This window comes from Streptomyces sp. NPDC046881, assembly GCF_040645015.1.
Lineage (GTDB): Bacteria > Actinomycetota > Actinomycetes > Streptomycetales > Streptomycetaceae > Streptomyces.
The window spans coordinates 96,163-119,344 of sequence record NZ_JBEYXJ010000006.1 but is presented as its reverse complement, the minus strand read 5'-3'; the positions used below and the strand labels follow the sequence as shown (position 1 = coordinate 119,344).

Genomic DNA, 23,182 nt, shown 5'->3' with positions numbered 1-23,182 from the left:
GGCGGGGAGCCGTGGACGCCGCACCGGTGCCCGGCTGCCGGGACCCGGGCCCGGTTCTCGGGGGTTGTGGAGCGTTCTTCGTCCGTCATCCGGTGTTCGATTAATTGCCTGGTTACGGCCACTCTCCACAGATTCGGTGACTTTCTTCCGTCCACATCCTGGGGACTGCGGAGTTGTCCCGAACTGTGTCCACAGGGAAGCTGGCCCCATGGCTTCCGCCCAGCTCAGAGGCCTGTGGAATCGTGGACGAACGATCTCCACAGACTGTGGAAAACTCGGGGATCCACAGCCTGTGCACCGAGTTGTCCACCGGCCGCCCACAGGCTGAGGGCCGTTGTCCCCAGCGATCCCCGGCTTCTCCACAGCGCTGTCCACTGTTCGGCAACGCGGCGCACCCCGTCACCGCGTCGAGTGAAAGGCGTCACAGGAAGGTGCCGGGTTGGGGTGTGGGTAACGTGGGTATTCCTGGGGACACAGCTGGGGAGAACTGCCCTCAGCCTGTGGGCGGTGTGTGCAGAACTTTCCGTTCTCCACAGACCGCCCCGGTTGTCCACCGCCTCCACCCACAGGCCCGGTGGATAAAAAACCTGCGCTGAGCTGGGCAAACGTGGTTATCCACGGTATCCACAGGCCCTACTACTACTCCCAACTAGAGAGAGCTCGGCAATCGCTTTGAAGCGGGGGCTGTGCACAACTCGCCGTCTCGTGCCCGGCTGCCGCTCGGACCGACTTGACCCCGACGGGCACCTACTGTCAGTGGGGTGCGTCAGACTGGTCCCCGGTGTTCTGCCCTTCGCAGTGGGCGGTGACACCGAGTCGGAGGACTCAGTAGCAACAGCAGGAGGCGGCTTACGGTGAAGATCCGGGTGGAACGCGACGTACTCGCGGAGGCAGTGGCGTGGGCGGCACGCAGCCTCCCGGCCCGTCCGCCGGCGCCTGTCCTCGCCGGCCTGCTGCTGAAGGCCGAGGACGGCCAGCTGAGCCTGTCGAGCTTCGACTACGAGGTCTCCGCGCGCGTCAACGTCGAGGCGGAGGTCGAGGAGGAGGGCACGGTCCTGGTCTCCGGCCGCCTGCTCGCCGACATCTCCCGCGCGCTCCCCAACCGGCCGGTGGAGATTTCCACAGACGGTGTACGGGCGACCGTGGTCTGTGGATCCTCCCGGTTCACCCTGCACACCCTGCCGGTGGAGGAGTACCCGGCGCTGCCGCAGATGCCGAACGCGACCGGCACCGTCCCCGGCGAGGTCTTCGCCGCCGCCGTCTCCCAGGTGGCCATCGCGGCCGGCCGTGACGACACGCTCCCGGTGCTCACCGGTGTGCGCATCGAGATCGAGGGCGACACGGTCACGCTGGCCTCCACCGACCGCTACCGCTTCGCGGTCCGCGAGTTCCTGTGGAAGCCGGAGAACCCGGACGCCTCCGCCGTCGCCCTGGTCCCCGCCAAGACGCTCCTGGACACCGCGAAGTCGCTGGGCGCGGGCGACAGCGTCACGCTGGCGCTGTCCGGCTCCGGTGCCGGTGAGGGCCTGATCGGTTTCGAGGGCGCGGGCCGTCGTACGACCACGCGGCTGCTCGAGGGCGACCTGCCGAAGTACCGGACGCTGTTCCCGACCGAGTTCAACTCCGTCGCGGTGATCGAGACGGCGCCGTTCGTCGAGGCCGTCAAGCGTGTGGCGCTGGTGGCCGAGCGGAACACGCCGGTGCGGCTGAGCTTCGAGCAGGGTGTGCTGATCCTGGAGGCCGGGTCGAGCGACGACGCACAGGCTGTGGAAAGGGTCGACGCGCAGCTGGAGGGCGACGACATCTCGATCGCCTTCAACCCGACGTTCCTGCTGGACGGTCTGAGCGCGATCGACTCCCCGGTGGCCCAGCTGTCGTTCACCACGTCCACCAAGCCGGCGCTGCTGAGCGGCAAGCCGGCGCTGGACGCCGAGGCCGACGACGCCTACAAGTACCTGATCATGCCGGTGCGGCTCAGCGGCTGATCGTCGTCCACAGCTGTGCATGGTGCCGGGGCCCCTGTGGGTACCCGGCACCGTGGCCAGGCGCGGTGGGTGCCCCGGGTTTCCGCAGGTGAGCGCGTATGCCCACAACTGTGCGGGAGTGACCGGGTCTAGGCTCGGTTCGGCACGAAGGTGCCCCACACGCCACACAGCGACCTAAGGAACACAACTGATGGAGCTCGGTCTCGTCGGCCTCGGCAAGATGGGCGGCAACATGCGCGAGCGGATCCGCCGCGCGGGCCACACCGTCATCGGATACGACCGCAACGCGGACCTCGCGGATGTCCACAGCCTGGAAGAACTTGTGGGCAAGCTCAGCGGCCCGCGCGTGGTCTGGGTGATGGTCCCGGCCGGTGAGCCCACCCAGTCGACCATCGACCAGCTCGCCGAGCTGCTGGAGCCCGGCGACGTGGTCGTGGACGGCGGCAACTCCCGCTGGACGGACGACGAGAGGCACGCCGAGGAGCTGGCCGCCAAGGGCATAGGCTTCGTGGACTGCGGTGTCTCCGGCGGCGTCTGGGGCCTGGAGAACGGGTACGCGCTGATGTACGGCGGCGACGCCGAGCACGTCGCCAGGGTGCAGCCGGTCTTCGACGCGCTGAAGCCGGAGGGCGACTTCGGTGCGGTGCACGCGGGCAAGGTCGGTGCGGGCCACTTCGCGAAGATGGTCCACAACGGCATCGAGTACGCCATGATGCAGGCCTACGCCGAGGGCTGGGAGCTGCTGGAGAAGGTCGACTCCGTCACGGACGTCCGCGAGGTGTTCCGGTCCTGGCAGGAGGGCACGGTCATCCGGTCCTGGCTGCTGGACCTCGCGGTGAACGCCCTCGACGAGGACGAGCACCTGGAGGGGCTGCGCGGTTACGCACAGGACTCCGGTGAGGGACGCTGGACCGTGGAGGCCGCCATCGACAACGCGGTGCCGCTGCCGGCGATCACCGCGTCGCTGTTCGCGCGGTTCGCCTCCCGCCAGGAGGACTCGCCGCAGATGAAGATGATCGCCGCGCTGCGCAACCAGTTCGGCGGGCACGCCGTAGAGAAGAAGTAGGCCGCGGCAGCGGGCCGGAGAGAAGCAGGGAGGTCGGCGGACGACCATGCACGTCACGCATCTTTCGCTGGCCGACTTCCGCTCGTACGCCCGGGCCGAGGTTCCGCTCGACCCGGGCGTCACCGCCTTCGTCGGCCCCAACGGGCAGGGCAAGACCAACCTCGTGGAGGCGGTCGGCTATCTGGCGACGCTCGGCAGCCACCGGGTCGCCTCCGACGCGCCCCTGGTGCGCATGGGCGCCGAGCGGGCGGTCGTCCGGGCGCAGGTCCGGCAGGGTGACCGGCAGCAGCTGATCGAGCTGGAGCTGAACCCGGGCAAGGCCAACCGGGCCCGCATCAACCGGTCCTCGCAGGTCAAGCCGCGGGACGTGCTGGGGATCGTACGGACCGTGCTGTTCGCGCCCGAGGACCTCGCCCTGGTCAAGGGCGATCCGGGCGAGCGGCGGCGGTTCCTGGACGAGCTGATCACCGCGCGGTCCCCGCGGATGGCGGGCGTGCGCTCCGACTACGAGCGGGTGCTCAAGCAGCGCAACACCCTGCTGAAGACGGCCGCCCTGGCGCGCCGGCACGGTGGGCGGTCCCTCGATCTGTCCACGCTCGACGTCTGGGACCAGCATCTCGCGCGCGCGGGGGCGGAGCTGCTCGCCCAGCGGATGGATCTCGTGGCCGCGCTGCAGCCGCTCGCCGACAAGGCCTACGAGCAGCTGGCGCCCGGCGGCGGGCCGGTCGCGCTGGAGTACAAGCCGTCGGCTCCCGGTGAGGGGCACACGCGCGAGGAGCTGTACGCCCAGCTGACGGCGGCGTTGGCCGAGGCGCGCAAGCAGGAGATCGAGCGGGGTGTCACCCTCGTCGGCCCGCACCGGGACGATCTGGTCCTCAAGCTCGGCCAGCTGCCCGCGAAGGGGTACGCCTCGCACGGCGAGTCCTGGTCCTTCGCCCTCGCCCTGCGGCTGGCCTCCTACGACCTGCTGCGGGCCGAGGGCAACGAGCCGGTGCTGATCCTGGACGACGTCTTCGCCGAGCTGGACGCGCGCCGCCGGGAACGGCTGGCGGAGCTGGTCGCGCCCGGTGAGCAGGTGCTGGTCACCGCCGCCGTGGACGACGACGTACCGCATGTGCTGGCCGGTGCCCGGTACGCGGTGGCCGACGGGGCGGTGGAGCGCATATGAGCAGCGAGGACCCCGCCCCGAAGACCCCGAAGGCCTCCGGGGCACCGAAGGACCCGAAGGCCGGGGAGAAGAACGAGCCCTCCGGTGTCGACCTCGCGCGCGTGGCGTTGCGCGCCGCGAGGGAGCAGGCACGCGCGCGTGGGGACGCGGCGCGGCAGAAGAAGCAGGCGCGGCGGGGCGGCGGTCTGCGCTCCGGCGCGCGGGCCGACGGCCGCGATCCGATGGCGCTGGGTTCGGCGATCAACCGGCTGATCACCGAGCGCGGCTGGGAGACGCCGGCCGCGGTGGGCGGGGTGATGGGCCGCTGGCCGCAGATCGTCGGCGAGGACCTGGCCAAGCACTGTGTGCCGCAGCGGTACGACGAGGACGAGCGGGTGCTGACCGTGCAGTGCGACTCGACGGCCTGGGCGACCCAGCTGCGGGTGCTGGCGCCGACGCTCGTGGCGCGGATCAACGAGGACCTCGGGCACGGCAGCGTACGGATGATCAAGGTGCTCAATCCGGGCGGCCAGCCCCGTCGCTACGGCCCGCTGCGGGCTCCGGGGAGCACCGGCCCCGGCGATACCTACGGGTGATCTACCTCACGTCTGAGGGTCGTCCCGGCATGCCTGCGTACCCGTGCGCACGGGTGTGGATCACCGCCGTACCGCGCCCGGACGGGCCGCGGATCGCCATCTGACCCCCCGGTAGCCAAGGGTTGACGGCCCAAAGCTCTGAGTGCCGCTGTGAGCCCCTTGGAGCCCCCATCCGTATATCGGGACCCGGCCGAGACCGGTTGAGGGCGGCACATGGGGACTCAGGTACCGGCAAACCCCCATCGATGTCAGTGCTACCGGTAGACTGGAAGACAATCCCGCCCCAACGTGGGGACCGCCCGGGAAAAGCTGAGCAACGCTGATCAAGGCTTACCAACGCAACATGCCGCAGCCGCTCCGGCGATCCGCCGACGAGCCCGGCTCGTGCTGTGCCAGAAAGGGCGCTTCGTGGCCGATTCCGGCAACCCCAACGAGAACATCCCGTCCACCGACGCAGGCGTGAGCGCCGAGGCCACCGCCTCGGCCTCGTACGACGCCAGCGCCATCACCGTGCTCGAAGGGCTGGACGCGGTCCGCAAGCGGCCCGGCATGTACATCGGCTCCACGGGCGAGCGCGGTCTGCACCACCTGGTGTACGAGGTCGTCGACAACTCGGTCGACGAGGCGCTGGCCGGCTACGCCGACACCATCGACGTGACGATCCTCGCCGACGGCGGTGTGCGCGTCGTCGACAACGGCCGTGGCATCCCGGTGGGCATCGTGCCCTCCGAGGGCAAGCCGGCCGTCGAGGTCGTGCTGACCGTGCTGCACGCGGGCGGCAAGTTCGGCGGCGGCGGGTACGCCGTCTCCGGCGGTCTGCACGGTGTCGGTGTGTCCGTCGTGAACGCGCTGTCCACGAAGGTCGCCGTCGAGGTGAAGACCGACGGCCACCGCTGGACGCAGGACTACAAGATGGGCGTCCCGACGGCCCCGCTGGTCAAGCACGAGGCGACCGAGGAGACCGGCACGTCGGTCACCTTCTGGGCCGACCCGGAGATCTTCGAGACCACCGAGTACTCCTTCGAGACGCTGTCGCGGCGCTTCCAGGAGATGGCGTTCCTCAACAAGGGCCTGACGATCCGGCTCACCGACGAGCGCGAGTCGGCGAAGGCCACGAGCGGTGCGGACGAGGCGGGTGCGGACGAGAAGGCCGAGGTCAAGACCGTCACGTACCACTACGAGGGCGGCATCGTCGACTTCGTGAAGTACCTCAACTCCCGCAAGGGAGAGGCGGTGCACCCCACGGTCGTCTCGCTGGAGGCCGAGGACAAGGACAAGAGCCTGTCCCTCGAGGTCGCCATGCAGTGGAACAGCGGCTACACCGAGGGCGTGTACTCCTTCGCGAACATCATCCACACGCACGAGGGCGGTACGCACGAAGAGGGCTTCCGGGCCGCGCTGACGTCGCTCATCAACAAGTACGCGCGCGACAAGAAGCTGCTGCGGGAGAAGGACGACAACCTCACCGGTGACGACATCCGTGAGGGTCTGACCGCGATCATCTCGGTCAAGCTGAGCGAGCCTCAGTTCGAGGGCCAGACGAAGACCAAGCTGGGCAACACGGAGGCCAAGACCTTCGTGCAGAAGGCGGTCTACGAGCACCTCAACGACTGGCTGGACCGCAACCCGGTCGAGGCCGCGGACATCATCCGCAAGGGCATCCAGGCGGCCACCGCGCGCGTGGCGGCCCGCAAGGCCCGTGACCTGACCCGTCGCAAGGGTCTGCTGGAGTCGGCGTCACTGCCGGGCAAGCTGGCCGACTGCCAGTCCAACGACCCGGCCAAGTGCGAGATCTTCATCGTCGAGGGTGACTCCGCCGGCGGTTCGGCCAAGTCCGGCCGGAACCCGCAGTACCAGGCGATCCTCCCGATCCGCGGCAAGATCCTGAACGTGGAGAAGGCCAGGATCGACAAGATCCTGCAGAACCAGGAGATCCAGGCGCTGATCTCGGCCTTCGGCACGGGTGTGCACGAGGACTTCGACATCGAGAAGCTCCGCTATCACAAGATCATCCTGATGGCGGACGCCGACGTCGACGGCCAGCACATCAGCACCCTGCTGCTGACCTTCCTGTTCCGCTTCATGCGGCCGCTGGTCGAGGCCGGGCACGTGTACCTCTCCCGCCCCCCGCTGTACAAGATCAAGTGGGGCCGGGACGACGTGGAGTACGCCTACTCGGACCGTGAGCGCGACGCGCTGATCGAGATGGGCCGGCAGCGCGGCAAGCGTGTCCGCGAGGACTCGATCCAGCGCTTCAAGGGCCTCGGCGAGATGAACGCCGAGGAGCTGCGCGTGACCACGATGGACCAGGAGCACCGGGTCCTCGGCCAGGTCACGCTGGACGACGCCGCCCAGGCCGACGACCTGTTCTCGGTGCTGATGGGCGAGGACGTCGAGGCCCGGCGCCAGTTCATCCAGCGCAATGCCAAGGACGTCCGCTTCCTCGACATCTGAGTCGGTCTCAGCTGACCGCACCAGGAAGGATCTTCACCAGCAATGGCCGACGAGAACACCCCCGTGACGCCTGACGAGGGCGGCGAGCTCGCGATGCGTGTCGAGCCCGTCGGGCTCGAGACGGAGATGCAGCGCTCGTACCTGGACTACGCGATGTCCGTCATCGTGTCCCGTGCGCTGCCGGACGTCCGTGACGGTCTCAAGCCCGTCCACCGCCGCGTGCTGTACGCGATGTACGACGGCGGCTACCGCCCCGAGCGCGGTTTCTACAAGTGCGCCCGTGTCGTCGGCGACGTCATGGGCAACTACCACCCGCACGGCGACTCCTCCATCTACGACGCCCTGGTGCGCCTCGCGCAGCCGTGGTCGATGCGGATGCCGCTGGTCGACTCCAACGGCAACTTCGGCTCGCCGGGCAACGACCCGGCGGCGGCCATGCGCTACACCGAGTGCAAGATGGCGCCGCTGTCGATGGAGATGGTCCGGGACATCGACGAGGAGACCGTCGACTTCACGGACAACTACGACGGCCGCTCCCAGGAGCCGACCGTCCTGCCGGCCCGCTTCCCGAACCTGCTGATCAACGGCTCGGCCGGTATCGCGGTCGGCATGGCCACCAACATCCCGCCGCACAACCTGCGCGAGGTCGCGGCCGGCGCCCAGTGGTACCTGGAGAACCCCGAGGTCTCCCACGAGGAGCTGCTGGACGCGCTCATGGAGCGCATCAAGGGCCCCGACTTCCCGACCGGCGCCCTGGTGGTGGGCCGCAAGGGCATCGAGGAGGCGTACCGCACCGGGCGCGGCTCCATCACGATGCGCGCGGTGGTCGAGGTCGAGGAGATCCAGGGCCGGCAGTGCCTGGTGGTGACCGAGCTGCCGTACCAGGTGAACCCGGACAACCTGGCGCAGAAGATCGCCGACCTGGTGAAGGACGGCAAGATCGGCGGGATCGCGGACGTCCGCGACGAGACGTCGTCCCGTACCGGCCAGCGTCTGGTGATCGTCCTGAAGCGGGACGCGGTCGCCAAGGTCGTGCTGAACAACCTGTACAAGCACACCGACCTGCAGACGAACTTCGGCGCCAACATGCTGGCGCTGGTCGACGGTGTGCCGCGCACGCTGTCCCTGGACGCGTTCATCCGCCACTGGGTGACGCACCAGATCGAGGTCGTCGTCCGGCGGACGAAGTTCCGGCTGCGCAAGGCCGAGGAGCGGGCGCACATCCTGCGCGGCCTGCTGAAGGCCCTGGACGCCATCGACGAGGTCATCGCGCTGATCCGGCGCAGTGAGACCGTCGACGTGGCGCGCACGGGCCTGATGGAGCTGCTGGAGATCGACGAGATCCAGGCCAACGCGATCCTGGAGATGCAGCTGCGCCGCCTGGCGGCCCTGGAGCGGCAGAAGATCGTCCAGGAGCACGACGAACTCCAGGCGAAGATCAACGAGTACAACGAGATCCTCGCCTCGCCGGTCCGCCAGCGCGGGATCGTCAGCGAGGAGCTGGCCGCGATCGTCGAGAAGTACGGCGACGACCGCCAGACCAAGCTGATCCCGTACGAGGGCGACATGTCCATCGAGGACCTGATCGCCGAGGAGGACATCGTCGTCACCGTCACGCGCGGCGGTTACGTCAAGCGGACGAAGACGGACGACTACCGGGCGCAGAAGCGCGGCGGCAAGGGCGTGCGCGGGACGAAGCTGAAGGAAGACGACATCGTCGACCACTTCTTCGTCTCCACCACGCACCACTGGCTGCTGTTCTTCACGAACAAGGGCCGGGTGTACCGGGCGAAGGCGTACGAGCTGCCCGAGGCCGGCCGGGACGCGCGCGGTCAGCACGTGGCGAACCTGCTCGCCTTCCAGCCGGACGAGGCGATCGCCGAGATCCTGGCCATCCGGGACTACGAGGCGGCGCCGTACCTGGTGCTGGCCACCAAGTCCGGTCTGGTCAAGAAGACGCCACTGAAGGATTACGATTCGCCCCGCTCCGGCGGTGTCATCGCGATCAACCTGCGTGAGCGCGAGGACGGTACGGACGACGAGCTGATCGGCGCCGAGCTGGTCTCGGCCGACGACGACCTGCTGCTGGTCAGCAGGAAGGCGCAGTCGATCCGGTTCACCGCCTCGGACGACTCCCTGCGCCCGATGGGCCGTGCCACCTCCGGTGTCAAGGGGATGAGTTTCCGGGAGGGCGACGAGCTTCTCTCGATGAATGTTGTTCGACCGGGTACGTTCGTGTTCACTGCCACCGACGGTGGGTACGCGAAGCGGACCGCCGTCGACGAGTACCGCGTCCAGGGTCGCGGCGGCCTCGGCATCAAGGCCGCCAAGATCGTGGAGGACCGTGGTTCGCTCGTCGGCGCGCTGATTGTCGAGGAGAACGACGAGATCCTCGCGATCACCCTCTCCGGCGGTGTGATTCGTACGCGAGTCAGCGAGGTCAGGGAGACGGGCCGTGACACCATGGGCGTCCAACTGATCAACCTGGGCAAGCGCGATGCCGTGGTCGGTATCGCACGTAACGCCGAGGCCGGGCGCGAGGCGGAGGAAGTCGACGGTGATGTGGCCGTGGACGAGACCGCCGAGGGTGCCGCGACCGCCGGCACGGACGAGGGTGAGGCACCCTCGGCCGAGTAGCACGAGGAGTGAGTCATCGTGAGCGGAGCCACGGGCGCCGGATCGGCCGGTACCTCCACGGGTACGGAAACGGACGGCGGCGGCCGTGGCTCCGCCGCGCGTGCGGGGAGCGCGAGCGATCCGCACACGACCAACCTGAAGCCGGTGAAGGCTTCCGTGGCGGAGTCCTCCGGCACGCAGGAATCCCAGCAGGAGTCCCAGGGGGGAACTGTGACGGACACCCGAGGTCCGGGCGCGGCCGGTGAGGCGCGGCCGGCGTCGCCGCTGCCCGGCGAGCGGCGCTCGGAGCAGCCCGACGGGCCCTACCATCCGCCGCAGGCCTATCCGGCGGCTCCCGCGGGTGCGGTGCGCAAGCCGCGTACGGGTGTGCGGACGGCGCCGCGGACCCGCAAGGCGCGGCTGCGGGTGGCCAAGGCCGACCCGTGGTCGGTGATGAAGGTCAGCTTCCTGCTCTCCATCGCGTTCGGCATCTGCACGATCGTCGCCTCGGCGGTGCTGTGGATGGTCATGGACGCGATGGGCGTCTTCTCGACGGTGGGCGGCACGATCTCGGAGGCGACCGGTTCGAACGAGGCGAACGGCTTCGACCTCCAGGCGTTCCTCTCGCTCCCCCACGTGCTGACCTTCACGACGATCATCGCGGTCATCGACGTCGTCCTGGCCACGGCCCTGGCGACCCTCGGCGCGTTCATCTACAACCTCTCCGCGGGCTTCGTCGGCGGTATCGAGCTGACCCTCGCGGAGGACGAGTGACCGCCGGACCAGCGGCGTTCTGACGGTCCCCGACAACCGATTTTGGGACTGGCGCGGTCGTGCGCTAATCTTCAGGAGTCAGCGCGCGGGACACACACCGCAGAGCGCGGCGGGGCTATAGCTCAGTTGGTTAGAGCGCATCCCTGATAAGGATGAGGCCACAGGTTCAAATCCTGTTAGCCCCACAGCACGAGACCCCCGGTCCAGCAGGACCGGGGGTCTTCTCGTGTGCTCGGGGGCGGTCAGCCCCACTCGCAGCCGATGCCGTCGTTGTCGCGGTCGAGGTGGGGGCCGCAGCCGGGGTCGCCGCGCAGGACGGGGGTGTCGTGGTGGGCCCGGGCGTCGGCGCAGGCCCGGGAATGATCAGCATGCGCCGGAGCATGGCACAGCAAAACCCGGCCGCTGGCGACGGGGGATGCACCAGCGACCGGGCTATGGCCAAGGGTAACAAGGTTGTCGGTTCCATGGGGCCAAGTCCGGGGGGAATCAGGGATGTTGGCCGATCATCGACCGCACGGGGGGTCGTAGGAGAGGCGGGAGAGGTACTCCTGCCACCGGTGCCGGGTCAGGACGCCCCGGGTGACCGAGCAGATGTGCCGGATCGCCGCGTCGTCGTCCAGGCTCCACAGGCGGATGGTGTCGCTGCCGCTGGAGACGCCGAGGACATGGCTGTTGGGGCTGAAGGAGAGGAAGGCGCCGGTCTTGGCGTTGGGGCTCATCGACTGGCCGATCGGGGTCGCCGAGTCCGGCTCGGCGACGTTCCACAGGCGGACCGTGTTGTCGTTGCCGCCGCTGGCCAGGGTGCGGCCGTCGGCGCTGAACGTCACGGACGCGACCGCCTCGGTGTGGCCGGAGAGCGGGTCGCCCAGCGCGCTCGCGGTGGCCGGATCCGTGACGTTCCACAGCCGGACCATGTCGTCGTCGCCGCCGCTGGCCAGGGTGCGGCCGTCGGGACTGTAGTCGAGGGCGTTGACCGGGCCCGAGTGTGCCGGGAGCGGCTTGCCGAGCGGGACGGCACGGGCGGGGTCGGTGACGTTCCACAGGCGGATGGTGCGGTCCGCGCTGCCGCTGGCCAGGGTGCGGCCGTCCGGGCTGAAGACGACGGCCTCGACATAGCCGCGGTGGCCGGCGAGCGGCTTGCCGAGCGGGACGGCACGGGCGGGGTCGGTGACGTCCCACAGCTGGATGGTGCGGTCGTCGTAGGCCGTGGCGAGCACTTTCCCGTCCGGGCTGTACGCCAGCGTGCCGCCCGCGAACCGGGTCCGCAGGGCGACGGACGCGCCACGCACCGGGTGGGACGGGTCGGTGACGTCCCACAGGTACAGCCTGCTCATGCCGTTCAGCAGGGCGAGGGTGTGGCCGTCGGGGGAGAACGTCATCGAACGGTGGCCGCCGTCGGCGGGCATGAACGGCGCTCCCAGCATGACGGGCCGGCCGGGCCGGGCCACGTTCCACAGCCGGACCCTGCCGTCCCGGGCGGCGGTGGCCAGAACGCGACCGTCCGGGCGGAACGCCCCGCTGCGGCCGAGCATGTCCGAGGTCGGCACCGACCACAGACGCACCTTGCCGTCGCCGCTGCCGGTGGCGAGGGTACGGCCGTCCCGGCTGAAGCCCAGCGCGTACATCTCGCCGCTGCTGCCCGCGAGCGGCTCGCCGATCTGGGACGGGGAGGCCGGGTCGCCGACGTTCCACAGGCTCGCCGTGCTGTCGGCGCTCGCGGCGGCCAGCCGGCCGCCGTCGGGGCTGAACGCCACGGACCAGATCGGGCCGGTGTGGCCGGTCAGCGGCGCGCCGACCGCCGCCGCGCGGGCGGGTTCGGTCACGTCCCACAGCCGGATGGTGTCGTCCGCGCTGCCGCTGGCCAGGGTGTGCCCGTCGGGGCTGAAGGCCACCGAGTGCACCAGGTCGGTGTGCCCGCGCAGGGTCCGGACCGTCGCCGGGCGGCGTGGCGCGGTGACGTCCCACAGCCGGACGGTGTCGTCGTCGCTGCCGGTCGCGAGCGTCCGCCCGTCCGGGCTGAACGCCACGGAGCGCACCGCGGCGGAGTGTCCGCGCAGCGTGGCCGGCGGGGCCGGGCGGTGGGGGTCGGTGACGTCCCACAGCCGCACGGTGCGGTCCTCGCCGGCCGTGGCCAGGGTGCGGCCGTCGGGGCTGAAGGCGACCAGGTAGATGGTGCCGGTGTGGCCGGTGAGCGGTGTACCGAGCGGCACCGGGCGGGCGCGGTCGGTGACGTCCCACAGCCGGACGGTGCCGTCGTCGCCTGCGCTGGCCAGCGTGCGGCCGTCGGGGCTGAAGACGGCGCTGCTCACCCAGCTGGTGTGACCGGTGAGCGGCTTGCCGAGCGGGGCCGGGCGGTGGGGGTCGGTGACGTTCCACAGCCGGACCGTGCGGTCGTAGCCGGCCGTGGCCAGGGTGCGGCCGTCCGGGCTGAACGAGGTCAGGTAGACGGCGCCGGTGTGGCCGGACAGCGGGGTGGCCAGCGGCGCGTTCACGATGGAGATCAGGCGGCTGTAGGTGCCCTCGTCCCCGGGGCGCAGCCGGTGCGCGACCAGGTCGAGCTGGGCGGCCAGCGACGGGTCCGTGTGCTGCACCCGGTCGGCCTCGGCGAGCACCTGCGCGAACACGGCGTCGTCGCGCTGCTTGGAGGCGATCACCGCGGAGCCGGCGGCGAGCACGGCCAGCGCCACCAGTGCCGCCACCGCGGCGCGGCCCAGCCACACCGAGCGCTTGCGCAGCCGTACCGAGGCGGCCAGGAACTCCACCGCGCTGCGGGTCAGGTAGGTGTCCCCGGCCGACCGGGCCCAGTTGCGGGCCTGCTCCAGCCGGGACCCCCGGTACAGCAGGGAGCTGTCCCGGCCCGAGTCCTCCCAGGCCCGGCCGTCCTCCTCCAGCCGCTGGCGCAGCAGGTGGTCGCCGCGGCCCTCGTCGATCCAGTGCCGCAGCCGGGGCCAGGCGTGCAGCAGCGCCTCGTGGGTGATCTCCACGGTGTCGGCGTCCAGGGTCACCAGCCGGGCCCGCACCAGGGCCTCCAGCGACTCCTCCGTCTTGCCGGGGTCCGCGGCCTCCTGCGCCAGCTGCCGCCGGGTGCCGCGCCGCCGCGTGGCCTGGGTGTCCTCGCCGAGCCGGACCAGTCGCAGCAGCAGCAGCCGGGCGGCGGTACGGGCCGCCGGGTCCAGGCCGGACCAGGCGCGCTCGGCGGTCGCCGCGACCGCGCCCTGGATGCCGCCCGCCGCGCGGTAGCCGGCCAGCGTCAGCTTCCCGGCCTTGCGGCGCTGCCAGGTGGCCAGCAGCGCGTGCGACAGCAGCGGGAGCACGCCCGCGTCGTGCGCGCCGCGCGGGCCGTCGGCGCTCACCTCGCGCACGATCAGTTCGGCGAGCCCCGGCTCCAGCTCCAGTCCCACCGCCTTGGCCGGGCCGGTCACCGCCTCGCGCAGCTCGGTGCTGGTCAGCGGGCCGAGCACCATGTGCCGGTGCTGCAGCGCGTCGGCGAGTTCCGGATAGCCGAGGCACTGCTCGTAGAAGTCGGCGCGGATGCCGAGGACGACCTGGACGGGGGCGGGCCCGGCGGAGCCGGCGGGCGGGGTGCAGGCGGTGTGCAGGAACTGGATGAACGTACGGCGGTCCGCCTCGTCGGCGCAGAGGGTGAACGTCTCCTCGAACTGGTCCACGATGACGACCGGCCGGGCGTCCGGGTCCTGGTCGTGGCCCGCCCAGACCCCGACCGCCTCGCGTACGGCCCGGACGAGGTGCGGGGCGCCGCTGCCGGGCAGCGTCGGGTTCTCCGAGGCCTTGCGCTCGGCCCGGCGGGCGACGGCGGCGATCTCGGCCAGTTCCGGGATGCGGCGGACCAGTTCGCCGAGCGGATCGGCACCGGGGACGAGCTGCAGGACCCGCCGGGGCCGGACCGCCCCGTCAGCCGCCGGGCCGTCCGGGGCGCCGTTGCGGACCGCGGGGACCAGGCCGGCGTTCAGCAGGGACGACTTGCCCGCCCCCGAGGCGCCGACCAGCATCACCAGGCCGCCCGACCGCTCGGCCGCGTGGAGCTGGGCGACCAGGGCGTTCGTGCTGCGTTCCCGGCCGAAGAACCACCGGGCGTCCTCCCGGCGGTACGGGGCCAGCCCCCGGTACGGGCACACGCCGCCGGCGACCGGCGGGGCCTGGGCCGGTGGCCGCCGGTTCCGTTCCGCGGGCGGCGCGGGCCGCTCGCCGGTGGGGCCGGTCAGCGCCAGTTCCCACAGCCGCTGCCAGTGGGCGAGGTCGTACAGGCCGGTGGAGACCGGGGCGGGCCGCAGGCGCCGTGCCTCCGGGATCAGGATCTGCAGGACCGCGGCGAGGGCGGCGAACTGGGCCGGTACGTTCCGGGCCCGGCGCCAGTCGCTGATCCGCTGCGCCGACACCCGTACCGGCCGGCCGCGCTCGTCGACCCGCTGCAGCCGTACAACCGCCTCGGCGACGCTCTTGAGGGGAGGGTTTCCGGCCTCCTTGTACAGCAGCGCCAGGCGCTCGGCGAAGGCTGTGCGTGCCCCTGAGTCGGAACTCAAGGTCCCACCCCTTACTTTCCTCCGCGTGTCGGACGTCCGGACCGGAAAACTCACCTTATACGGCTGACCTGCGGGGAAGGACCGGACCGGAGACCGGAAGCTCCTCCTGCGGGGCCCCAGATGGCAGGATCCGGACCCGGTAGCGGACCCGTCACACACCGTCCGGACAGGCCACCGGCCCGGTGCTCGGAGAGACAGCCCATGGCGCCGAACGTTCTCAGCCGAAATCGCTCAGCACCTGCCGCGCCCGGCGGATGAGCCCGCGCGCGCCCCGGACACCGTCCGGCCCCGTACTTCGACCCGTGCCGCACCGCCGACATGGCACGGGTCGACGGCCCGGCACCGTCCGGCACCGGTCCCCACGAGGGGAGGGACCGGTGCCGGACGGGCGGGAACCGCGGCACCGCCTCCGTCCGCACCCTGGTGATCTGACGGTGTGTCAGTTACGGTCGCCCCGCCGGTCCGTTCCGAAGGGGTGAGGTGTCCCATGGAGAAGCAGCGTCCCCGGTGCCCGCGGCCGCCCGGCGAGCCCCGCTGGGTCGCGATGTTCCACGAGCCGGCCCGGGACACCTGGACGGTGGGCGCCGAGTCCCCGTACCGGGAGCCGGTGCTGTACGCCGTCGGGGACATGACCCGGACCGTGCGGGCGCGCGGAGCCGAGGCGGCCGTCGCCCTCTGGGGGCCCGAGGACGGCGGCTGGCGCCTCTTCGACGCCCCGTCCGCCCCGCCCCCCGCCCCCGCGCCGGAGCGGCCCGCGACCGGTTCCCCGGAACCGCCCCGGCTGGCCGAGCGCATGACGGACCGCCGCCACCAGGTGCTCATGGCCGGGCTGAGCAAGGCGGGCCTGTACGACCTGGGTCCCGAGGACGGCGAGGCGGTCCGCACGCTCGCCGAGCGGCTCGACGAGCCGACGGTCCGCCGGGTGGCCCACTGGCTTTCGGCCGCGGGCGGGCGGCGGTAGCCCGGCGGTCCGGTTCGGCGGGGGTGCGGACGGGCAGTGAAGTGACGTCCTGGAGGTCACCGCCACGCGTGGAGGACGCATGAAGGTCTCCGTCGACCGCTCCCTGTGCTACGGCTCCGCCGAGTGCGCGCACCGGGTGCCGGCCGTGTTCGCGTTCGAGGACGGGTACGGCGTCGTACGGCCCGGCGCCGCGGAGGCGGCCGAGGACCCCTCGGTGCGGGAGGCGGTCCGGGAGGCGGCCGAGAGGTGCCCCTCGCAGGCGGTCCTGCTCGCCGGGGAGGAGCCGTTCAGCGGGTAGGGGCGGGCGGATAGGTCCAGTCGAAGGCGGCCAGCGCCCGGGCCCGGGCCTCGGCGACCGCCGTGCGGGCCGCGCGTTCGGCGGGGTCGACGTGCGCCGTCTGACCCGTGACCTGTCCCTCCCACTTGCGGTACAGCAGACCGGCCTCGGCCGTGAACCAGCCGCGGCTCACCGCGTCCAGCGCCAGCAGCAGACCGGTGTCCTCCGAGGCGGGCAGTGCCATCCAGCCGCCCAGGGCGGTGAGCAGCTCCCGCCGTACGCACAGGCTCGCCGGGTGGACCGGGGCGCGGAAGTCGTTCCGCCTCCACCGGTCGAGGACGGTGCCGCGCTCGATCGGGCCGTCGTCGGGGTCGCCGGGGAAGCCGGCCGTGGAGCCGTCGGGCAGCAGGTCCAGGACGCGGGACGTCGTCCAGCCGATCGTCGGGTCGGCCTCCAGGACGGCCACGTCCCGGGCGAGCGCACCCGGGGTGAGCTGGTCGTCGGCGTCCAGCACCTTGACGTAGGCGCCCTCGGCGCGCGCCAGCGCGATCGTCCGGGCGACCCCGGGACCGCCCGGCCGGCCCCGGCGGAAGGACACCCGGGCGTCGTCCGGGACGTGCGGGCGGACCTCCCCGGTCGTGCCGTCCTGCTGCACGACCCAGTCCCACTCCCAGCCGGCGGGCAGCCGCTGGGCGCACAGGGACGCGTACGCGTCCGGCAGGAACCGGGCGGACGGGCCGTGGACAGCGGTGACTACGGTGACGCGCCGGTTCACGGCAGCGCTCACCACCTTTCCGGGTCGTACGTCGGTGGTCTACGAGGTGCTTCGAGCATGTCGTACCGGGGGCCGGAACAGCGCGAGACCCCCGGCCGAACCCGGCCGGGGGTCTTTCCGTGTCGACTGGTGCGTACGCAAGTCGCCGTGCGGTCGAGACGTTGCGGTACTGCGGCGGGGAGGGATCAGCAGTCGAGGGACTCCGCTGGGTGGTCCTGGGACGTGGTCTCGGCCTGGGTGTCGGTGAGCGGACGGTGCCGGCAACCGGGGGTCTTGCCGTGGGCCTCGGCCCGGATCCGCTGTTTCATCGTGGGGGGCAGGGCCCTGGCCTGGGACCAGACCCAGTGGTGTGTCGCCGGGATCGTCGGGCTCGTGTGCTGCGCGGTGCCGGTGCGGGGGCTCTCGGTCCGGGGTCCGGCCGCGGCGGCGGTCGCGGAGGCGGCGGTGGCGAGTCCGAGCGCCGTGCACAGCGCGAGGAAGGCGGTGACGATGGCGGTCCACAGCTTCATGACCTTGTTCTTGGTCATGGCCCCTCACTTTCGGGTTGGGCGATTTGCGTACTTTCCTCATGATGTGTATGAGCGCCGCGAGGTGGTGGACCGACGCCCGTGGCGCGGCGATGTTCTGATGAACACCACTCGGATGGGTGCAAGAGGGAGGGAAACCCCGCAAAACGCGGTGAGGGTGAGCGAAGAGGGAGCAAAGTAACCGTCCGTGGAGGGGCCGTCACCCTCCGGTCGGAACCGCCTCCGACCAGGCCTATTGCGCTTCGGGGGGCGGGAGTTGGCCCACGGCGCAGGTCACCGATCGGTTTCGGTCGGTGTGTATAGTCGGGCGCCAGAGGTCCCCTACGTCAAGGAAAGACGAGGTCGCGCGGTGAAGAAGCTGCTCCTGGTCGCACTGGCCGCCATCGGCGGGCTCCTCGTGTACCGCCAGATCCAGGCGGATCGCGCCGAGCAGGATCTGTGGACGGAGGCGACTGACTCCGTGCCCACGGGTTCGTGAGTCCCGATACCCGATCTGAACCGACCCCGGCCGCCTGCGCGGTCGGGGTTTTGCGTTTCCCCCCGGGTTGCGGGCGCCCGGCGGGTGGGCTAGCGGTCGGACAGGGCGCCGCACGGGCCGGGCGGGTTTCGGACGGGCGCGGGCGTTGCCCGGATGGCGCAGCGGCGGCCGGGGCAGGATGGGGCCTGCGGTCCGTGGGCGGCCGTGCGACGACTGGGGGTGGTGGCGCGTGGGGGCGCGAGGCGGTACGGCGGCACGGACGAGACGGCGCGGCCTGATCCTGCTGCTGGCACTGTGCGTGGCCCTCGCCCTGCCGGCCGGTGCGCCGGCCGCCGCCGCGCCGCCGGTGCCGGCGCCGTACTCCTTCGCGCCCGGCGCCCGCGGCGTCACCGGCGTGCAGCGGCCCACCGCGGACGCCGCCCTGCTGGATCCCGGCCGCACCTACCGCAGCTCCCTGCCGCGCAACGGCAGGCTCTACTACCGCCTCCACCTCACCGCCGCCGGGACGGCGTACGTCCCCGTCACCGCCGTACCGCCCGCGGGCACCACCGTCTCCGCCACCGACGGCATCCGCGTCTCGCTCCAGGACGCCAAGGGCACCCCCTGCTCCTACGCCTCCGCCCGCTTCGGCGCCGGGCTCAGCCCCCGGCCGGTCACCGCCCTGGCCCAGCGCGACACCGGCAAGGCGCTGTGCCAGGGCGGAGGGACCTACTACGTGCTCGTCGAACGGCTCGACTCCGAGGGCTCCGGGGGCTCCGGGGGCTCCGGGGCCGCGGCCCGGGCCGGCCGGTGGGACCTGGAGATCGCGCCCGCCACGGAACCCGGCCTCACCCGGGCCGGCCCCACCACCGCGCCGCAGACCTGGGACTCCGCCACACCGGAGCCCCTCACCGGCGCCGCCCGCGAGCGCGCCGGCGGCACCGGCTTCACCACCGCCCGCCCGCTCGGCCAGGGCGTCTGGCGGACCACCCTCGCACCCGGCGAGACCCGCTTCTACAAGGTGCCGCTGGACTGGGGCCAGCAGCTGCACGCCTCCGCCGACCTGGGCGGCGCCCCCGGCCACGGCTATGTCGGCGGCGCGCTGAACCTCTCCCTCCACAACCCCGTGCGCGGCTACGTCGACGACACCTCCCTCGGCTACACCGGCGCCCCGAAGTCCGCCGCCCTCGCCCCGCTCCCGCCGGTGGAGTACGCCAACCGCCACGCCGTGCCCGCCGCGGTGACCTCCGTCCGCTTCGCCGGCGACTACTACCTCGTCGTCCACCTCAGCGCGCAACTGGCCGGCACGTTCGGGCAGGGGCCGTTCGACGTGACCCTGCGGGTGCGGGTGGGCGGCCGGGCGCACGCCGGGCCCGGATACGCCGGCCGGCCCGTGCCCGACGACGTCTTCACGCTCACCGAGCAGGAGCGGGAGGCCGCGGCGGCCCCGGGCCCCGGGGACGGGACCGGGAACCGGGCGATGCGGCTGGTCGCCGTCGGCGGGATCGGCACGGGAACCGCGCTGCTGCTCCTCCTCGGCGGGTGGACGGTGGCGGCCCGGCGGGCTCACACCCGGGTCAGCGCCCAGAAACCCACCGCGTAGCAGGCGAGCGCCAGCAGCAGGATCGGGATCGCGGCCCTGGCCGGAGGCCCGGGACGACGGGCCGCGCGCCGCCCGCGACGGCCCCGTGCACGCCGGACGGGCGGCGCCGGGAGCGGGGGCGGAGGGGTAACCCGCGGGTCGCGGGCGGTGTACGCCGCCGTGGTGGTGTCGACGCGGGGGTCCGGCACACCGCCCGGCACCAGGGGCGCGGGCGGGCCGGGGTCCGGACGGGGGGCCGGGGACCACCGGGGCGGCGGCAGCCGGAAGCTGCCGGTGTCGGAGAGGGAGCCGGTGGAGGTGGGCGCATCGGAACCGGGGCCTGTGCGGGAACCCGGGGCTGTACCGGGGCCCGGGCCTGTGCCGGGACCGGGGCCCGTACTGGAACCCAGGCCCGCCCCGGGATCCCTGCCTGTCCCGGAACCCAGGCCCGCCCCGGAACCCAGGCCCGCCCCGGAGCCGGGACCCGTGCCGGACCCGGGGCCTCTACCGGGACCCGGGCCCGTGCCGAAACCGGGGCCCGCCCCGGACCCCAGGCCCACCCCGGGATCCCTGCCCGCACCGGGACCCAGGCCCGCCCCGGGACCCGTGAACAGCCCTGTCCCCGGGGCTGATTCGCGGGCCTCGCCGTTGGCCGGCTCCGTCGGCTCGCCCGGGACCAGGTCCAACGCCACACCGGACGCCTGCCCGAGCGGACCGTGCGGCCCGAACCCGGGGGGAAGCGGGCCGAGTTGGTCGAAGATCTCGATGAGTTCGTCGTCCGGGCCCGGCTCCGGCAGGAGCTCCGCGGCGGCCGCGAGCGCCTTGCGCGCCCCCGTGGCGGTGCGGAAACGGTCCGCGGGGTCCGGCTGGAGCAGCGAGGCGACGACCTGCCAGAGCGGTTCCGGGATGCCCTTGGGCGGGCCGGGCGTGCCGTGTTCCAGGAAGTACTGCACCAGCGCCTTCGCGTCGGGCTTGGCGCCCTCCAGGAGGTACAGGGCGACCAGGCCGACGGCGAACAGGTCGGCCGGGAAGTCGGGTTCGGCGCCCAGCATCTGCTCGGGCGCGAGGTAACCGGGCGTGCCCACCACGAGGTTGGTCTCCGTCAGCCGCGGTTCCCCGAGCCGCATGGCGATGCCGAAGTCGGACAGCCGGAGCCGCGGCCGGCCCGTACCGGTGGCCTCCAGGAGCACGTTGGCGGGCTTGATGTCCCGGTGGACGACGTCCTCCGCGTGCACGGCGGCGAGCCCGGACAGCAACTGGTCGAGCAGGGTGCACACGAACACCGGCGGGAGCGGGCCGTAGTCGCCGACCAGGTGGACCAGCGAGCCGCCGGCGACCAGGTCCATGGTGAACAGCACCTTGTCGTCGTCGGCGGCCCAGCTGGCCGGCGCGAGCACGTGCGGATGGTCGATGCGCAGCGCCTGCTCGCGCACGAAGCGGAGCAGGGAGTGGGCATCGCGTTGCTGGAGGACCTTCGCGGCCACGTACCGCCGGCGGCGATGGTCCCAGGCGCGCCACACGGCGCCCACCCCGCCCCGGCCGATCGGGTCGGCCAGCTCGTACCGGCCGGCGAACACCTCACCCATGGCAGCCGCCGCTCCTCCCCTAGCCCGACGAACCCCCCGCGCCCCTTGTTCCCCCTGGGCGCTCCCTACCCACGACGGGAGCACCCGCCCCACCACGGCCCGGCCGGCGCACCGGACCCCCTCCGGTGTGCCGGCCGGCCGGTCAGTTCTGGTGCGACTGGTAGTGCGCGACGGCGTCCGAGGTGCGGCCGGCGCCGTAGACACGGAGGAACTCGGCGAGTTCGGGGTGGCTCGGGGCGAGGGTGTCCGCGGCGTCGATGATGTCGCCGGCGGCGGCCACCGAGCGGAGCAGCGACTGGATCTCGCGGACCACGCGCTTGACCGTGGGCGCACCCGAACTGTTCGTGGTGTGCGTGGTGTTGCTGAGCACCGAGCCCCCCTGCGACTTCTTGATCTCGTCCATGCGCTCGGTCGCCTCGGCGGCGCTGACACTGCCGTCCGCGACCTGGGACGCCAGTTCCTGCAGCAGCTGCACCCGCTGGACCACCGCGGGATTGCCGATCTTCGCGCGCTGGCCGCTCATCAGCTGCGAGAGCATCGGAGCGGACAGGCCCAGGACCGCCGCGAGCCGGGCCTGGTTCAGCCCGAGATCGTCGATGAGCTTACGGAAGAGCGCCCCCAACGGCTCCCCGTACCAGTTCCGCTGCAGCTCCCGCGCTCTCGCAGTGGCTTCCTGCTGTGCGGCGTCCATTGCGTCTCCCCATCGCTTCCCCTGAAAACCGCGGTTCGCTGTAGCGAACCACGCCGAGCATCTTACGGAGAGTGGTCATCCGCGGGGACCCCCAATCTTTTTGCGGGATACGGGGGGTGACCCGGTACTCTGGTCTGCGGCACCCGCCGGAACGCGATTCCTCCGGCCGGGCGCTCCTTTCCGGGGCCTTAGCTCAGTTGGTAGAGCGCCGTCTTTGCATGGCGGATGTCAGGGGTTCGACTCCCCTAGGCTCCACACAGAAAATGCCCTCCGGCCTGCGAAAACGCAGTGCCGGAGGGCATTTTCCGATAAATCGTCAGTTTTCCGTCCTCATGCCTTGGCGTCCTTCACGCCTGGACGTCCTTCACGCCTCGTCGTCGCGGTCGGCCGCGTCCTCCTCGGCCTGCTTGGCCTCGACCTCGGGATCCAGGCCCGCCGGGCCGGTGCCGTCGACCGAGGTGAGGCGGCCCCCGTCGGGGACCTCCGTCGCCGCGGGCGGTTCGACCAGCCAGTCCGGGTTGGCCTGCTTGTCCCACCACTTCCAGGCCGCGAAGGCGCCGCCCGCCACGGCGGTCACCACCGCCGCCAGCTTCACGGCACGGCCGGCCCGGGACCGCCGGGCATTGCGCCGGGCCAGCTTCTGGATCTGCTTCGCCGAGACCTGGCCGCGCAGCGCGGCCAGCGCGGCGGCGCCGCGCGCGGCGGCCTCGTCGCGTACCGGAGCGGTCGCGGCGACGGCCTGCTCCAGCCTGGGACGTGAGTAGTCGGCGGCCTGCCGGGCGGCCTTGCGGGTACGGACGGCGGCCTCGTGTGCGACCACGTCCACCTTCGGCGGTACATGGGCGCGGGCCTGCTCCAGGCGCGGGGCGAGCCGGGCGTCGTACTGCACGCGGGCCTGTTCGGCGGCCTGCGACACCACGGGCGCCAGCCGTACGCGTGCCTCTTGCGCGTAGTACGCGGCACGCTCCTTGGCCGTGTCGGTGTAGGGCGCCACCACTTCCGCGGCGTGCAGCACGCTGTCCTTCGCCGAGCCGGTCGCGGCGCGCACGCTGTCGATGCGGGTCACGGGTTCCTCCTCCTCGGTGGCGTACGGTATTTCGACTTTCCACCCTTTTACGGATCATGCCTGCCGGGGGCGAGTGCGGCA

18 protein-coding genes and 2 tRNA genes are annotated in these 23,182 nt (G+C 72.1%); 13 read left to right on the top strand and 7 right to left on the bottom strand.

What is annotated here, in order from left to right; translation table 11 throughout:
- The first annotated feature begins 854 nt into the window (after nt 1-854).
- The 8 genes from dnaN (at nt 855) to ABZ923_RS05510 (ending at nt 10,823) form a co-directional block, all read left to right on the top strand.
- Nucleotides 855-1,985 carry a DNA polymerase III subunit beta gene (gene dnaN / locus ABZ923_RS05545; protein WP_208033201.1) on the top strand — a complete coding sequence of 377 codons (1,131 nt, stop codon included), beginning with the start codon at nt 855-857 and terminating at the stop codon, nt 1,983-1,985.
- 190 nt (nt 1,986-2,175) lie between these two features.
- The gene (gene gnd, locus ABZ923_RS05540) at nt 2,176-3,051 is read left to right on the top strand and encodes a phosphogluconate dehydrogenase (NAD(+)-dependent, decarboxylating) (RefSeq protein ID WP_361467165.1); all 876 of its coding nucleotides are present in this window, start codon (nt 2,176-2,178) and stop codon (nt 3,049-3,051) included.
- A 46-nt stretch (nt 3,052-3,097) separates the two neighbouring features.
- Entirely contained in the window at nt 3,098-4,219 is a 1,122-nt protein-coding gene (gene recF, locus ABZ923_RS05535; protein ID WP_361467163.1) for a DNA replication/repair protein RecF, read from the top strand.
- On the top strand, nt 4,216-4,794 hold the full coding sequence (locus ABZ923_RS05530; protein WP_361467161.1) for a DciA family protein: 579 nt from the start codon (nt 4,216-4,218) through the stop codon (nt 4,792-4,794). The genes recF and ABZ923_RS05530 overlap by 4 nt, the downstream gene beginning before the upstream one ends.
- 384 nt (nt 4,795-5,178) lie before the next feature.
- The gene (gene gyrB / locus ABZ923_RS05525) at nt 5,179-7,248 is read left to right on the top strand and encodes a DNA topoisomerase (ATP-hydrolyzing) subunit B (RefSeq protein WP_361467158.1); all 2,070 of its coding nucleotides are present in this window, start codon (nt 5,179-5,181) and stop codon (nt 7,246-7,248) included.
- Between the two features lie 42 nt (nt 7,249-7,290).
- Nucleotides 7,291-9,885 carry a DNA gyrase subunit A gene (gene gyrA, locus ABZ923_RS05520; protein ID WP_361467156.1) on the top strand — a complete coding sequence of 865 codons (2,595 nt, stop codon included), beginning with the start codon at nt 7,291-7,293 and terminating at the stop codon, nt 9,883-9,885.
- A gap of 18 nt (nt 9,886-9,903) precedes the next feature.
- Nucleotides 9,904-10,638, top strand: a complete 735-nt coding sequence (locus ABZ923_RS05515; RefSeq protein ID WP_361467154.1) for a DUF3566 domain-containing protein — start codon at nt 9,904-9,906, stop codon at nt 10,636-10,638.
- A 111-nt stretch (nt 10,639-10,749) separates the two neighbouring features.
- Nucleotides 10,750-10,823, top strand: a tRNA-Ile gene (locus tag ABZ923_RS05510).
- A 57-nt stretch (nt 10,824-10,880) separates the two neighbouring features.
- Here ABZ923_RS05510 and ABZ923_RS05505 read toward each other — a convergent pair.
- Together ABZ923_RS05505 and ABZ923_RS05500 are read right to left on the bottom strand one after the other, a co-directional pair.
- Entirely contained in the window at nt 10,881-11,030 is a 150-nt protein-coding gene (locus ABZ923_RS05505; protein WP_361467152.1) for an excalibur calcium-binding domain-containing protein, read from the bottom strand.
- A gap of 111 nt (nt 11,031-11,141) precedes the next feature.
- Nucleotides 11,142-15,179: an AAA family ATPase gene (locus ABZ923_RS05500; RefSeq protein ID WP_361467150.1), complete on the bottom strand. Its 4,038-nt coding sequence runs from the start codon at nt 15,177-15,179 to the stop codon at nt 11,142-11,144.
- A 487-nt stretch (nt 15,180-15,666) separates the two neighbouring features.
- On the opposite strand from ABZ923_RS05500, the gene ABZ923_RS05495 reads away from it, so the two are divergent.
- Nucleotides 15,667-16,140, top strand: coding sequence for a hypothetical protein (locus ABZ923_RS05495; protein WP_361467147.1), 474 nt, complete (start codon nt 15,667-15,669; stop codon nt 16,138-16,140).
- A 79-nt stretch (nt 16,141-16,219) separates the two neighbouring features.
- Nucleotides 16,220-16,438 (top strand): ferredoxin, encoded by a 219-nt coding sequence (locus ABZ923_RS05490; RefSeq protein ID WP_361467146.1) that lies wholly within the window; start codon nt 16,220-16,222, stop codon nt 16,436-16,438.
- On the opposite strand, the gene ABZ923_RS05485 is transcribed toward ABZ923_RS05490, so the two are convergent.
- Both ABZ923_RS05485 and ABZ923_RS05480 read right to left on the bottom strand, forming a co-directional pair.
- The gene (locus tag ABZ923_RS05485; RefSeq protein ID WP_361467144.1) at nt 16,428-17,204 is read right to left on the bottom strand and encodes a glycosyltransferase family 2 protein; all 777 of its coding nucleotides are present in this window, start codon (nt 17,202-17,204) and stop codon (nt 16,428-16,430) included. The genes ABZ923_RS05490 and ABZ923_RS05485 overlap by 11 nt on opposite strands.
- Before the next feature lie 173 nt (nt 17,205-17,377).
- Nucleotides 17,378-17,719 (bottom strand): DUF6344 domain-containing protein, encoded by a 342-nt coding sequence (locus tag ABZ923_RS05480; RefSeq protein WP_361467142.1) that lies wholly within the window; start codon nt 17,717-17,719, stop codon nt 17,378-17,380.
- Nucleotides 17,720-18,068: 349 nt separating this feature from the next.
- Between ABZ923_RS05480 and ABZ923_RS05475 the strand changes: the two genes are divergently transcribed.
- A complete protein-coding gene (locus ABZ923_RS05475; protein WP_003999697.1) occupies nt 18,069-18,197 on the top strand; it encodes a DLW-39 family protein in 129 nt (42 codons plus the stop codon).
- Between the two features lie 229 nt (nt 18,198-18,426).
- Nucleotides 18,427-19,779 carry a hypothetical protein gene (locus tag ABZ923_RS05470; RefSeq protein WP_361467139.1) on the top strand — a complete coding sequence of 451 codons (1,353 nt, stop codon included), beginning with the start codon at nt 18,427-18,429 and terminating at the stop codon, nt 19,777-19,779.
- Here the strand turns inward: ABZ923_RS05470 and ABZ923_RS05465 are convergent.
- Together ABZ923_RS05465 and ABZ923_RS05460 are read right to left on the bottom strand one after the other, a co-directional pair.
- Nucleotides 19,743-21,344, bottom strand: a complete 1,602-nt coding sequence (locus tag ABZ923_RS05465; protein ID WP_361467137.1) for a serine/threonine-protein kinase — start codon at nt 21,342-21,344, stop codon at nt 19,743-19,745. The two genes, ABZ923_RS05470 and ABZ923_RS05465, sit on opposite strands and share 37 nt — an antisense overlap.
- Before the next feature lie 142 nt (nt 21,345-21,486).
- Nucleotides 21,487-22,035 (bottom strand): DNA-binding protein, encoded by a 549-nt coding sequence (locus ABZ923_RS05460; RefSeq protein WP_030982183.1) that lies wholly within the window; start codon nt 22,033-22,035, stop codon nt 21,487-21,489.
- 182 nt (nt 22,036-22,217) lie between these two features.
- Here ABZ923_RS05460 and ABZ923_RS05455 point away from each other — a divergent pair.
- Nucleotides 22,218-22,290 (top strand) — tRNA-Ala (locus ABZ923_RS05455).
- Nucleotides 22,291-22,399: 109 nt separating this feature from the next.
- Here the strand turns inward: ABZ923_RS05455 and ABZ923_RS05450 are convergent.
- Nucleotides 22,400-23,101: a DUF5324 family protein gene (locus tag ABZ923_RS05450; protein ID WP_361467134.1), complete on the bottom strand. Its 702-nt coding sequence runs from the start codon at nt 23,099-23,101 to the stop codon at nt 22,400-22,402.
- Between the last annotated feature and the right edge of the window lie 81 nt (nt 23,102-23,182).